General features: G+C 31.9%; 13 protein-coding genes. 9 read left to right on the top strand and 4 right to left on the bottom strand.

Annotated elements, in window-relative coordinates; translation table 11 throughout:
- Position 1: 1 nt before the first annotated feature.
- From A5893_RS13300 to A5893_RS13310, 3 genes are all read right to left on the bottom strand, one after another.
- On the bottom strand, positions 2-1,135 hold the full coding sequence (locus tag A5893_RS13300; protein ID WP_068823066.1) for a PepSY-associated TM helix domain-containing protein: 1,134 nt from the start codon (positions 1,133-1,135) through the stop codon (positions 2-4).
- A 59-nt stretch (positions 1,136-1,194) separates the two neighbouring features.
- The gene (locus A5893_RS13305; protein WP_068823067.1) at positions 1,195-3,597 is read right to left on the bottom strand and encodes a TonB-dependent receptor; all 2,403 of its coding nucleotides are present in this window, start codon (positions 3,595-3,597) and stop codon (positions 1,195-1,197) included.
- Between the two features lie 101 nt (positions 3,598-3,698).
- Positions 3,699-4,235 (bottom strand): phosphoglycerate mutase family protein, encoded by a 537-nt coding sequence (locus tag A5893_RS13310; protein ID WP_068823068.1) that lies wholly within the window; start codon positions 4,233-4,235, stop codon positions 3,699-3,701.
- Between the two features lie 244 nt (positions 4,236-4,479).
- Between A5893_RS13310 and A5893_RS13315 the strand changes: the two genes are divergently transcribed.
- Positions 4,480-5,538 (top strand): isoaspartyl peptidase/L-asparaginase family protein, encoded by a 1,059-nt coding sequence (locus A5893_RS13315; RefSeq protein WP_068823069.1) that lies wholly within the window; start codon positions 4,480-4,482, stop codon positions 5,536-5,538.
- Positions 5,538-6,398: a cyanophycinase gene (locus tag A5893_RS13320; RefSeq protein WP_068823070.1), complete on the top strand. Its 861-nt coding sequence runs from the start codon at positions 5,538-5,540 to the stop codon at positions 6,396-6,398. Before A5893_RS13315 ends, A5893_RS13320 begins: the two co-directional genes overlap by 1 nt.
- Before the next feature lie 57 nt (positions 6,399-6,455).
- Here the strand turns inward: A5893_RS13320 and A5893_RS13325 are convergent, their stop codons facing one another.
- On the bottom strand, positions 6,456-6,809 hold the full coding sequence (locus A5893_RS13325; protein WP_068823071.1) for a carboxymuconolactone decarboxylase family protein: 354 nt from the start codon (positions 6,807-6,809) through the stop codon (positions 6,456-6,458).
- Positions 6,810-7,095: 286 nt separating this feature from the next.
- Between A5893_RS13325 and A5893_RS13330 the strand changes: the two genes are divergently transcribed.
- From A5893_RS13330 to A5893_RS13360, 7 genes are all read left to right on the top strand, one after another.
- Positions 7,096-8,499, top strand: coding sequence for a tetratricopeptide repeat protein (locus A5893_RS13330; RefSeq protein ID WP_068823072.1), 1,404 nt, complete (start codon positions 7,096-7,098; stop codon positions 8,497-8,499).
- A 78-nt stretch (positions 8,500-8,577) separates the two neighbouring features.
- Complete coding sequence (locus A5893_RS13335; RefSeq protein ID WP_068823073.1) at positions 8,578-9,342, top strand: phosphosulfolactate synthase; 765 nt, start codon at positions 8,578-8,580, stop codon at positions 9,340-9,342.
- Positions 9,343-9,384: 42 nt separating this feature from the next.
- A complete protein-coding gene (locus tag A5893_RS13340) occupies positions 9,385-10,167 on the top strand; it encodes a shikimate dehydrogenase family protein (protein WP_068823074.1) in 783 nt (260 codons plus the stop codon).
- A gap of 70 nt (positions 10,168-10,237) precedes the next feature.
- Entirely contained in the window at positions 10,238-10,819 is a 582-nt protein-coding gene (gene gldD / locus A5893_RS13345; RefSeq protein ID WP_068823075.1) for a gliding motility lipoprotein GldD, read from the top strand.
- Between the two features lie 12 nt (positions 10,820-10,831).
- A complete protein-coding gene (locus A5893_RS13350) occupies positions 10,832-12,142 on the top strand; it encodes an alpha/beta hydrolase (protein ID WP_068823076.1) in 1,311 nt (436 codons plus the stop codon).
- A 60-nt stretch (positions 12,143-12,202) separates the two neighbouring features.
- On the top strand, positions 12,203-12,844 hold the full coding sequence (locus tag A5893_RS13355) for an MBL fold metallo-hydrolase (protein WP_068823077.1): 642 nt from the start codon (positions 12,203-12,205) through the stop codon (positions 12,842-12,844).
- A 3-nt stretch (positions 12,845-12,847) separates the two neighbouring features.
- Positions 12,848-14,074 (top strand): FtsX-like permease family protein, encoded by a 1,227-nt coding sequence (locus tag A5893_RS13360; RefSeq protein WP_068823078.1) that lies wholly within the window; start codon positions 12,848-12,850, stop codon positions 14,072-14,074.
- The last annotated feature ends 82 nt before the right edge of the window (positions 14,075-14,156 follow it).

Raw genomic sequence — 14,156 nt, forward strand, 5'->3', positions numbered from 1 at the left:
ACTATATTTTAACTGCTAATTTCTTTTTCTTTAATCGTTTTAACCACATTAAAACTCCTGTAATTGGGAAAGTTAAAGTTAACAGGCAAATTATAAAGTTTATGATTTTGGTTGTTAAACCATAAATCTCTCCAGTATGTATTGGCTTTACATAAGAGCGTATTTTCTGTCCTAAGCTTTTATCGGCGAAAGCCAGATTATTAATAACTGTACCTTTATATTGATCAATGTAAAAGGTAGAAAAATTATTTTCTGTCTGGCTATTTTCTAAAATGTTTAAGCTAAAAACATCATCTTTTTCTTTAGGAACTCTGATGCTGTAAAAATTAAAATCCTGGAAATTATTTATAATTATATTTTCTAATCCTGTAAAATCTATAACAGAACTTCCTTCTAAATAATTAGATTTTGGAGGTTTAGGATTCTCTTTTTTAGAATTTGTTAAAGTAAAAATACCGTTATTAATCCAATTGAAAGACATGGTTAAACCAGTCATCACAATAATGATTAAAAAAACAGAAGTGTAAAACCCAACGACTACATGTAAGTCATGTATTAGGCGTTTGGTGTTTCCATCCCATTTAATTTTAAGTCTTTGCTTTAAAACCTTATTAGATTTTGGCCACCATAAAACTATTCCGGTTATCAAAATAAAAAGAAAAAAGGATGCTGAATAACTCATGATATAATGTCCAACTCCTTCCTTTTTGCTCAGTAAAAAACGATGGATCATCTCTACTTTTTTAAAGAATGATTCTCTTTTATTTTCTATGTTTAAGATTTTACCATTGTAAGGATTTACATAAACGGTATAACTTGGTTTACCTCTTCCTTCTTTCTTTTCTGGTTCACCGTTATTAATCTCGGATAAACTTATTTCTGTACTTCTATCTGATTGTTGGTAAGCTTTAATTCCTGAAACTTCAAAACCTTTTTTAGAAAGCTCTGCATTTTTAACCAAGGTATTTAATGGCAATCTTTCTTTTTGAACTTTTACAAAATACCTTTCCGAATGAAAAATATGATTGATTTCTTCTTCAAAAACCATTATTGAACCTGTTAAACAAGCAATCATAATAAATATACCTGCGGCTAAACTGAGGTAGAGGTGAATGTTTCTAAAGATTTTTTTCATCGTTATATTAACAAAAAAGCAGAAACCATTTTGGAATCTGCTCTTGTTTGTTTTTTATATTAGAATTTATAAGAAATTGTAGTTAAGAATTGTCTTGGTGCAATTGGGTTTACACTATAGTTTTCATGTACCACATAATTTAGCTCATCTGTGATATTCGAAATCTTCGCTAAAATAGAAATCTTTTTAAAGCTATAACCGGCCGAAAAATCAAAAGTTGTAAAGCCATCTAAGGGCAAAATCCTACTTTCAGTTTGTGACTGACCAACTTTATTATTCCAGCCGGCAAATCTATTGCCTGTATAAAAGCTAGAAGCACCAAATTTTAAGCCTTTAACTTTTCCATCTTTAAAGGTGTAAAACAAAGTTCCGTTTGCAGTATGAGGAACATTTCTTACAAATTCTTCTCCTAAAATTGGGCTATTTTTAGCAGTAGAAACATCTGTAAATCTCATAAAATTATAACTGTAGCCTGCTAAGAAGCTTAACTGACCCACGATTCTCCCGCTTAAATCAATTTCAAAACCATCACTAGTTGTTTCACCTAAAAATTCTTGGATTTTATTATCATTATTTATGGTTTTTCCATCTGCTAAAAACTCTGCTTGTTGTGTAGTGTTGCTATTAATGATCTTATAAATAGTAAAATTTGCGGAAAATTTACTCTGAAATAAATCTTTTTTTAAACCTAACTCAAATTGGTTGATTATTGATGGCGCTAGATTGTTGAAAGTAACATCCGTTCCTGTATTTACTTCAAAACTGTTTGCGTAGCTTCCAAAAAACGAAGTTGTTTTATTAGGTTGATAAACTAAACCCAATCTAGGAGAAAAAGCATCGTCAGAACGATTTGATAGTGTATTGATTGAACTAGCTCCAGTTTTAACGTCTTTTATAGATTGATTATCAATCATTTGATAGCTATATCTTAAACCTGCTAATACTTTAAATTTTTCCGTTAAGCTGATTAAATCTTGAGCATAAACTCCAAAACGATAAGTAGGAGATTGTGTAATTGTTAATAAATTAACAGTAGGCTCGTCAGTACGAGCGGTAAATTTATTAGCATCTAATGTGTTAATCTTATCATAAGTTGGTAATGAGGCATAACCGTTGTTGGTTGTTTTGTAGCTATCCGCATCCGTACCTAATAAAATTTGATGCTCTATCTTACCAACTTTGAGTTTTCCTGTTAAATTAAGTTGACCGTTAAAATAATTCTCGAAAGAGTTTGCCCTTGTCAAGTTTCTGCTCAAATCTCCATTTGCAGCAGCTTGAATTCGTTCTGTCGAGAAATAATTACGATCGTAATTTTGGTAACCTGCAATAAAGTTTAAGTTCCAGTTATTCTGCAACTCTCTATCAACGATAATAGAAGTAGTAGTTTGATTTACTTTATTAAAGGCCCAAGGAGTATTAAAAGAACTTTCTCTATTGATAGTCGTTGGGATTTTACCATCTAATGTTCCAATACCAAAATCTGGCGTATTATCGTATTTCAAATAATCCGCTTGTAATAAAACGTTTGTTTTTTCTCCAATTTTATAGTTTAAAGATGGGCTTACATATATTTTATCAGTTTTAACATTGTTTCTAAAACTAGCCGCGTTTTCATAAGTGCTTACCACCCTAAAAGCTAAATCTTTAGAAATCGGACCATAAACATCTACAATCGGTTTATAAGTATCATAACTTCCGGTTCGTAAAGAAACTTCGCCGCCAAATTCATATTTAGGTTTTTTTGTTACCATGTTTACTACCGCACCCGAACTTACATTACCATAAAGCAAAGCTGCACTACCTTTAAGCACTTCCACACTTTCTAATGTACTAGCTTCTGGCATCACAGAAGAACTTACGGCAGAACCATTTTTAAGTAAACTATTTCTCCCCAAACTATATCCACGAGAATAAAACGATTCCCCTGTTCCACCTCTAGCTGTCCCTAATGCAACACCGTTTACATTTTGTATCACATCGCTTAACTTGTTTACTTGTTGGTTCTCAATTATTTCATTATTTATAATACTTACACTTTGAGGTAAATCAAATCCCTTAATGGAACTTTTACCAACGGAAATTGGATTTTGATTGATTGTTTTATTAGATACAACCTTTACTTCATTCAATTTTTGGGCATCAAATTTAAAATCAAAATTTATAACATTTTGATTAAGGTTGATTTCCTTTTCTTGAAGATTGGCTCCAGTAACCTTCACACTTATAATATAGTTACCTGCAACTAAATTATTAAAATTATAAACTCCATTTTCATTGGTATAAGCCACCTTTTGCTTAGGCTTTAATATGACCATTGCATCTTCTAGTGGTTTTCCGTTTTCCATCACAATCCCAGATATTTTAAATTTTTTTATATCCTGTGCTAATACATTTTGAATAGACGTGGCTAGCAGGAATATTAAAAGAACAATAATTTGGAGATTTGGGTATTTATTTTTCATCGCTATTTTTATTAAGATTAATTCTAATTAACGAAACAAAGAAAAGAAACCTACTTCAATTGTCCAAATTTTATTTAGAATAATTATAAATAATAAAGTAATTAATTGATAGCGAGAATTTTATTTGAGGAGTGATGAGAAGCGCCATAGTGTTTTATGGAAGTTTTAACTTTTGCATCCTTTATTTTTAATTCAAAAATGAAATCGTAATCTTCATCAGTTAATTGATCTAACAGAATTTTTGCTCCTAAATCTTTTGCTAGTGGAATAATGGTGTTAGAGTGGCCAACAATTATTACGTTGCTATTAGCTGGTAAATTATTTAGGTTTTCTATAAATGCTTTGTCATTTACCTTATAATCTTGGATAGCAATATTTCTTTCTTTTGATATGGGCAAAACTGTTTGCTGGGTACGTAGATAAGAGGTAGAAAATAAGTAATCAACTTTTTTCCCTTTTAATAATTTTCTTAAATCCTCTGCCCTTTCTAGTCCAATTTTAGATAAAGGTGGATTACTATTTTTGGTATCATCCATTTGTTTTTCTGCATGACGAACAATCCATATTGTTTTGGTTTGCGCTTTAACAAAGTTCAACAAGCCAAAAAACGCGATGACAATTAGTATGCTTTTTTTCATTTTTAAAATAATTTAAGATTGAAACTATGCAATTTCTTTATTTAATAATGACTTTGATTATTGTAAATCAAGATCTTGTTCATAAAAAATTATTTATTTGTATTATATTATGTGTTTTATATTTAGCTATTGAAAACAAACCCGAAATATTAATTATAACATTTAAGTTTACTAAAATAAAATGATGATAAACGGTTTAAATAGTTGATAAATAACGGAGAATTATTTAAAAAGGAAAAATAACATGAAGATAAGAAATCTAATTTTTACAGGTTTAATAGGTGCTATGGCAGTTACAGCATGTAACAATGAAAAAAATTCAGAATCAACAGCTAATGATAGTGATACCACTACTTATGCAATGGTTATCCATGGCGGTGCTGGTACAATTTTAAAAAGCAAAATGACGCCCGAGAAGGAAATTGCCTATAAAGTTGCTTTAAAAGAGGCTTTAGAAGCTGGTTATAAAGTTTTACAAGAAGGCAAATCTAGTATAGATGCAGTTGAAGCAACCATTCATGTACTAGAAGATTGTCCGCTTTTTAACGCTGGGAAAGGTGCTGTTTTTACACATGATGGTAAAAATGAAATGGATGCTGCTATCATGAATGGAGAAAATTTAATGGCTGGTTCGGTTGCTGGAGTTGGAAATATTAAAAACCCGATTAGTGCAGCAAGGGCAGTAATGGAAAAATCAGAACATGTAATGATGGCGGGAAAAGGTGCTGAGGAGTTTGCAAATCAAGTAGGTTTAGAAATTGTCGACCCTTCTTATTTTTATACACAAGAACGATGGGACGGTTTAAAAGAAGCCATAAAAGAAGATTCTACAAAATCAGTTTTAGACCATAATCAAAAGGTATCCAAATTAGGAACAATAAATCACGATTATAAATTTGGAACAGTGGGCTGCGTAGCATTAGATAAAAAGGGAAACCTTGCTGCTGGAACCTCTACCGGTGGCATGACCAATAAAAAATTTGGAAGAATTGGGGATGCACCAATAATAGGTGCGGGTACTTATGCTAACAACAAAACCGTAGCTGTTTCTTGTACGGGTTGGGGTGAGTTTTACATCAGAAACGTAGTAGCCTATGATATTTCTGCACTAATAGAATATAAAGGTTTATCGGTAAAAGAAGCAACTCAAACCGTAATTGATAAAGTTGGAAAGATGGGTGGCGATGGCGGTTTAATTGCTTTGGATAAAAACGGCAAAATGGCTATGCCTTTTAATACCGCAGGGATGTACCGAGCATCTATCACAAAAGATGGTAAAATTGAAATTTTGATCTACAAATAATGACTTTGAAAAAAGCTTTTTCCTTTTTGGCCTTTTTTTCCATCTCCATTATTTCTTTTGATGGATATTCACAAAAGCAATCGCCAAAAGGCAGTTTGTTTATAATTGGCGGTGGTATACGTTCGCAAAAACTCATCAATAAAATGATTGAAACTGCCAACTTTTTGCCAAACGATTATATTGTGGTTTTACCTATGGCAACCCAAGAGCCTGATACCGCTTTTAAATACATTGATTTACAATTTAAAGCAGCAACAGATAAAAAAGTGATCAATTTAGATTTTGATAGTATTAGTGTAAACGATTCCCAAAAATTAAGTTTACTCTACTCTGCAAAGCTAATTTATATTCCTGGCGGCGATCAAAACCGGTTTATGAATGTTGTTTTAAACACTAAAGTTTATGACGCTATACATTTTGCCTATCAAAATGGAAGTACCATTGCTGGTACAAGTGCCGGAGCTGCCGTGATGAGTAAATACATGATTACGGGTAAACAATTACAGGGAGATACAACCTATAAAGAAACCTTTAATAAACTTTGGAAAAATAATACCGAATTTCAGGAAGGTTTAGGCTTACTGGATTCTGTAATCATTGATCAGCATTTTATAAAAAGAAGCAGATATAACCGTTTAATTTCTGCGCTAGAGGCAAAACCTAATTTTGATTGCATCGGAATTGATGAAAGTACTGCTTTAATAGTACACCAAAACACAGCATCCATTTCCGGCGAAAGTCAGGTGATTAAATTCTCAAATATGGAAACTGACGGTTTAACAGGAGATGAAAAGCTCATCAAATTTAAAGATGTAAAAATGAGCATTTACACCAATGGAGATAAATTTGTGATAAAGTAGAAATGAAAATATAAAAACTAGCGCTAAATTTTTTATGCGCTAGTTTTTTTGAACACATTATTTATCAGCAACTTCATTTAGTTCATCCCAATATTCTACTGCTCTTCTATAATGAGGGATAACTATCGATCCACCAACTAAATTAGCAATCATAAAAATTTCGTTCATTTCCTCGGTATTTACTCCCGCTTCATGGCATTTCCCTAAATGATATTTAATGCAATCATCACAACGCAAAACCATAGAAGCAACCAAACCTAACATTTCCTTTGTCTTCGTATTTAAAGCGCCATCTGCATAAGTAGTATTATCCAAAGCCAAAAAACGCTTCATATTGGTATTTGCCGTTTCAGAAATACGGCTGTTCATTTTTGTACGATAGTTGTTAAACTCTTTAATTAATTTGCTCATAATAATTATCCAAATAAGTTTTTAAAGTTAAAGATTTGTTATTTATCCAAAAAATTAGCCATTCAAAAAATTAATATATTGGCTTTCGCCGATGATTATCAAATTGAAGAAAACAGACTAGCTATTTAAAAATCAATAAATTAACATTAACTCATTTAATTGTGGATAAATAAATTGAGGGAGTTTTAATTTAAAATTATAATTTGAGAGTAATAATACGTTCAAAGGCGTCGGTCTTTTTAATATTGTGATTTAATAAACGTTCTTTTTAAAATCTATACCAAACATGGAAGATGACTTTGAATTTGAGTTTGCTGAAGACCCTAAACTATCAGTAGAGCGTTATGAAGAGATGATCCGTAATCAGGATCAGTACTTTTTTGATGCCTTGGCTTTTGAAAATATCGTTGATTACTACATCGATAAAAACGATCCTATAAAAGGTTTACAGGTAATAGAATATGCAGTTTCTCAACATCCTTTTGCAGCAATTTTTCACATTAAAAAAGCTCAATTGTATGTTTTTACAAACGAGATAGATCTTGCTTTTGAATCTTTAGAAAAAGCAGAATTACTAGAACCTTCAGACGCAGATATTTACATGATTAAAGGCAACATATATGAAAGTATGGAGCGCCATGATGATGCATTAGAAAATCTGAAAAAGGCCTTAGAAATGGCAGAAATTAAAGATGAGGTTTTAATGCAGATTTCCTTTGTTTACCAAAACATGGGCGATTATGAAGAAGCCATTAAATATTTGAAACTTTGCCTGGAGAACAATATGGAAAATCAAGATGCCTTGTATGAAATGGCATTTTGTTATGATGTTTTAGACAAGCAAGAGGAAAGCATTCTATTTTATGAGCAATATATAGATAGCGAACCTTACTCCTTTGCTGCCTGGTATAATTTAGGAAACGCTTTTCATAAATTAAGTTTATTTGAAAAAGCAATTGATGCTTATGATTACGCCATTTTAATTAAAGAAAGTTTTGCTTCTGCGTATTTTAATAAAGGTAATGCCCTAGTTCAATTAGATCGTTTTAATGAAGCTATTGAAGTTTATCGCCAAACTTTTGAGTATGAACCGCCAAATGCAGATACTTATTGTGCCATGGGCGAGTGTTATGAAAAGCTAGAGAAAATGGACGAAGCTCGTTCGTTTTATAAGAAAGCGGTGAAAATGGACACTAAAATGGCGGATGCGTGGTATGGAATTGGTGTAACCTTAGATTTTGAGGATCGCCATTTTGAATCACTTCATTTCTATAAAAAAGCACTAAATATCGATGATGAAAACCCAGACTACTGGTTTGCAATTGCAGATGCTCATTATAAATTGAATAATTTAACAGAATCTGTTATTGCATATGAAAAAGTAATAGAGTTTAATCCTTTAGATGTTGAAGCTTGGTTAGATTACTCTTCCATCGTTTTTGAACAAAATGATTTAAAAAAATGTGTAGAGATCATCGCCGAAGGCATAAAGAATAATCCAGATTCTGCAGATTTATATTACCGTTTTGTGGCCTATCTTTTTGCAGACGGACAGTACAATGAAGCATTAAATCAATTACAAATTGCTTTAAGTACAGATGTGGAAAAGCACTTTTTATTATTTGAGTATTTGCCACAATTACAATCTAATAAAGTGATAGTGGATATCATTAACAGCTATTCTAAATAGATTTAATGTAAAATATATAGGTTAAAACAATCCGGATATAAAATTTCGGATTTTTTTTTTGACTTTTGACCCAGAAATATGAATTATAATTTAAACGACTTACCAGAACGTACAGTTAAACCAAGACAAAATGGTTTAACAATGGTAATGGATAAAGGCCTTAGCCTTAGACAAGTAGAAGATTTTTTAGAAGTTGCAGGTTCTCATACGGATATTGTAAAATTAGGCTGGACAACTTCTTATGTTACTCCTAATCTTAAGGAAAAACTGAAACTTTACAGAGATAACAACATTCCGGTTTATTTTGGCGGGACATTATTTGAAGCTTTTGTAATTAGAAATCAGTTTGAAGATTACAGAAAAGTATTGGATGAATTTGACATGAAATTTGCAGAAGTTTCTGATGGCTCAATAGAAATTCCTCATGATGAAAAATGTGAATATATTCGCCAACTAAGCAGTCAGGTTACCGTAATTTCTGAAGTTGGATCTAAAGACGAAAAGAAAATTTTTGCGCCTTATAAATGGATAAAATTGATGAAAGCCGAAATTGAAGCCGGTTCCTGGAAGGTAATTGCCGAAGCAAGGGAAGGTGGAAATGTAGGGATTTATAGAGATTCTGGTGAAGTGCGTCAGGGTTTGGTAGATGAAATTTTAACCCAAATACCAGAAGAAACCATTATTTGGGAAGCACCACAAAAGGCTCAACAAGTTTGGTTTATAGAATTAATTGGTTCTAATGTAAATTTAGGAAATATTGCACCTGCAGAAGTTATTCCTTTAGAAACCATTCGCTTAGGATTGCGTGGAGATACGTTCAATCATTTTTTAAATATGAAATAAGATAAAAAAGCGTTTAATAAACGCTTTTTTGATTTAGTGACGATGAAAAAATACGGCTTAATTGGGTTTCCCTTAACCCACTCCTTCTCTGAAAAATATTTTACAGAAAAATTTGAGAAAGAAAACATCGAGGAAACTTCTTATAGTTTAATAACGATGGAAAATATCAACGATTTTCCAAAATTGATTAAAGATAATCCTGATTTAAGAGGAATAAATGTTACCATTCCGCATAAAATAAATGTTATTCTTTTTATAGATGAATTAAGCGATGAAGCAAAAGGCGTTGGGGCTGTAAATTGCATTAAAGTTTGTGCTGGGAAATGTGTTACTTCTTTAATGATGGGCGAATTATCAACGCTAAAAGGTAAAAAATTAATTGGTTACAATACCGATGCTTACGGGTTTGAGACCTCAATTAGTCCTTTTATTAAACCTCACCATAAACATGCTTTAATTTTAGGAAACGGTGGTGCTGCAAAAGCCATTCAATATGTATTTAAAAAATTAAACATTCCATTTAAGTTAGTAAGTAGAAATGCTAATAAAGGAATTTTAAGTTATGATCAACTATCAAAAAAAACACTTGCAGAATATCAAATTATAGTGAACACAACGCCTTTAGGCACTTATCCAGCAATAAATGAATGCCCTGATATTCCATATCAATATCTAACTGATAAGCATTTATTATATGACTTAGTTTACAATCCTGAAGAAACGCTTTTCCTAAAAAAAGGAAAAGAACAAGGGGCAACAACAAAAAATGGAGCTGATATGTTGGTTTTGCAGGCAGAAAAATCCTGGGAAATCTGGAATAAATAGTTGCTTTAAAAATAAAATTTCTTTTCTTAACTGCTTATAATCAACTAGAAATATTTACCTTCAAAGCCTAATGAAATATTTGTTTTTTATTCTTTTTTCTGCACTATTTATAGCTGCTTGTGGGCAAAATGAGGATTACTCCCCAAAGCCCAGAGGATATTTCAGATTAGAATTTCCCAAAAAAGAGTATGAAACTTTTGATAAAAATCCCTACTACAGTCTTGAATATCCAAAGTATGCAAAAATGTATTTGGATAGTGCCGATGGGAACCAACCGAATTGGTATAATTTAACCTATCCACAGTTTAATGGTAGGTTGCACATCAGTTACTATCAAATAAAAAACAAACAAGAGCTAAACAGTTTAATAGAAGATTCTAGAAAATTGGCTTTTAAACATACCGTTAAAGCAACCGGGATTGATGAAGGCATTATATCTTCTCCGGAAAACAATGTACACGGAATTTACTATACTATAGATGGCAATACAGCATCTTCCACTCAGTTTTTTTTAACAGATAGTACCAAAAACTTTTTGCGTGGTGCATTATATTTTAATGAAAAGCCACAAGCAGATTCTATTGAACCTGTTGTAAATTTTATCAAAACAGATATTGATAAACTGATTAAAACATTAAAGTGGAAAAATTAAGAAGATTATAAAATGAGAAAATATAAATTAATGTTTTTGTTTTTGTTGATGGGTTTTTACGCCTCAGCACAAAACATTTTAGCTTACATCAATACTGCTAATGATTTTTTTGACAAGCTAGATCAAGGGAAATATACCGAAGCGCAAAATCTTTTTGATGAAAGCGTAAAAGAAAAACTTCCGCCAGAAGCATTAGAGAAAATCTGGAAACAGATTCAAGCTAATTTAGGGAAATTAGAATCTGTTGAAGGTGCGCAAAATAAAGTACAAGGCGAGTATCAAGTGGTTGTTTTAGATTGCAAGTTTACCAATGATAATCAGCCGTTTCAATTTGTTTTTAACAAAGCCAATAAATTAGTAGGCTTTTTTGCTTTACCAAAAGATAATAAAGCTGTTTATAAATTACCCGTTTATAACGATCCCAATAGTTATGTAGAAAAACTGATTTCTATAAAATCTGGAAATCATGAATTACCTGCAATGTTAACTTTGCCAAGAGACAGCATGAACTGCCCGGTTGTGGTCTTGGTTCATGGTTCTGGTCCTTCAGATATGGACGAAACTGTTGGTGCTCATAAACCTTTTAAGGATATTGCAATTGGCTTGGCTGCAAAAGGAATAGCTTCTGTTAGATATGTGAAAAGAACAACGCTTTTTCCGTCAGATTTTAAAGGTGCATTCACTACAAAATTAGAGGTAGAGGATGATGCTTTAAATGTAATTGCTTACGCTAAAAAAGTTCCTCAGGTAGATTCTCAAAAAGTTTATCTTTTTGGACATAGTTTAGGCGGATTGTTAGCCCCAAGAATTGCCTCACAAACAAGTTTAAAAGGTATAATCTTAGCTGCAGCACCAGCCAGAAAGCTTCAAGATATTTCGATAGAACAAAACAACTATTTTTATACATTATCAAAAGACACTACAAAAGCCGGCAAAGTAGCTTTAGTTGATGCAGAAAAACAATTGAATTTTGCCAAAACTTTAAACAGCAAAATGTTAGCTCCAGATTCTTTAATCTTAGGTTTACCAGCTTCTTATTGGGTGGATTTAAATGGATATAATCAAATTGCTACAGCAAAAAAATTAGATTCCAGAATTTTAATAATTCAAGGAGGTAACGATTTTCAGGTAAGCCAACAGGATTATAATTTATGGGTGAGTGGTTTAAAAGGAAAAAAACAGGTAGATTTTAAATTATATCCGCTATTAAATCATTTATTCTCTTTCGCCAGCGAGAAAGGAAGTGTTTCCCAATATCAAGAACAAGGAAATGTAGATCAACCTGTAATTGATGATGTGTCTAGTTGGATACTTCAAAAATAATTTAAAGAAGACATATAATCAACTCAATCTGTGAAATCTTGTAAATCTGTGTAATCATTTATGAAATTAAAAGCTTTTGTAAATAATCCTTATCAAGAAAATACTTATATAGTTTATGATGCACAAACTAAAGAATGTGCAATTGTAGATCCTGGAATGTACACAGCTGCAGAACAAAATGCAGTAGTAAATTTTATTAAAGAAAATAGCTTAAAACCTTTAATGTTGCTAAATACACATTGCCACATTGATCATGTTTTGGGTAACAAATTTATTTTTGATCAATATGGCTTAAAGCCGATGTTTAACAAAGGAGAATTGCAATTACTACAAGCTGTACCTTCTTATGCACCACAACAAGGTCTTAATTACGAACTCTCACCAGAGCCAGAGCATTTTTTACCAGAAAGCGGGCAAATAAAATTAGGAAATGGCGAGCTAGAATTATTATTTACTCCGGGTCATTCTCCTGCACATCTTTGTTTTTATAGCAAAGCCGATGGTTTTATAATTGGCGGCGACGCATTATTTAAAGGCAGTATTGGACGTACAGATTTACCCGGCGGCCATCATCAAGCTTTATTGAACAGTATAAATACACAACTATTTACCTTACCAGAAAATGTAGCAGTTTATCCCGGTCATGGGCCGCATACTACTATTGGTTTCGAGAAAAATTTCAACCCTTTTTTTAATCATTAATTTTTGAAAACCGCTTTTTACATAGCCAAAAGGTATCTTTTTTCCAAGAAAAGTACCAATGCCATTAACATCATTTCGGGCATTTCTATGTTAGGTGTTTTTGTAGGGAGCGCCGCATTAATTGTTATACTTTCTGCATTTAACGGTTTAGAGAATTTAGTCATTTCTTTATCAAACACTTTAAGCCCAGATTTAGTAATTGAACCTGTCCAAGGCAAAACCTTTGATCCAAATAATAAAGTCCTAATTAATTTATCTAAAGACCCAAAAGTTGCTGTTTATAGCGAAGTGCTGCAAGAAAAAGCTTTATTACGTTACGATAAAAATCAATTTATTGGAGAAATTAAAGGGGTAAGTTCCTCATTTTTAAAAAATAAAGAACTAAAGAAAACTTTATTACAAGGAGAATTTATCCTGAATGAAGATGGTAAAGATTATGCAGTAATTGGTTCAACAGTTCAATATACATTAGGCATTAATATCAATGATCCTTTACGATTATTAGAAATTTATTCGCCAAATAAAAGTACATCTTCAGGCTTTACCCCTGCCGATGAATTTGTTTCCAGATATTTGCCACCTGTAGGCGTTTTTGAGTCTAACCAAGAATCAGATAATGAGGTAATCATGCCTTTAAGTGTTGCTAGAGCATTATTAAATGAATCAAAAAACATCAGTTCGGCAGAAATTATCTTAAAAGATGCGAACCAAGGAGACGATTTAAAAAGCGACTTACAAAATAAATTGGGTGCCAAATTTTCTGTTAAAAACCGCATCCAACAAAATGCTTTACTTTATAAAATTTTAAATACCGAGAAGTGGGCGGTTTATCTGATCCTTACGTTTGTGTTAGTAATTGCCACTTTTAATATCGTAGGATCTTTAACCATGTTAGTTATCGATAAACAAAAAGATATTGCCGTCTTAAACAGTTTGGGAGCAGATAAAAGCATGATTCGTCAGATATTTTTATTAGAAGGTTTGATGATTTCATTTATTGGCTGTGCGATAGGGTTAGTTTTTGGGTGGATTTTCTGCTATCTGCAAATTGAGTTTGGTTTCATTAGCATGTCGCAAGGAAATATGGTTGTAAATGCATATCCAATGGCCATTAGATACACAGATTTTATTTTGGTATTTATCACTGTTTCCGTAATTGCATTTATAGCTTCATTCATTAGCTCAAGGCTGAGTGTTAAACGTTTTGAGACTTTAAAACAGGCTATTTAGATCTGGTGATTTTCCTTTCTATTTTTTTGTATTAATGTTTAAAGCGTTATCCATCTTTATAAAAATAGAAAAAATCAGGAAA

Source organism: Pedobacter psychrophilus, assembly GCF_001652725.1.
GTDB classification, from domain to species: Bacteria; Bacteroidota; Bacteroidia; order Sphingobacteriales; family Sphingobacteriaceae; genus Pseudopedobacter; species Pseudopedobacter psychrophilus.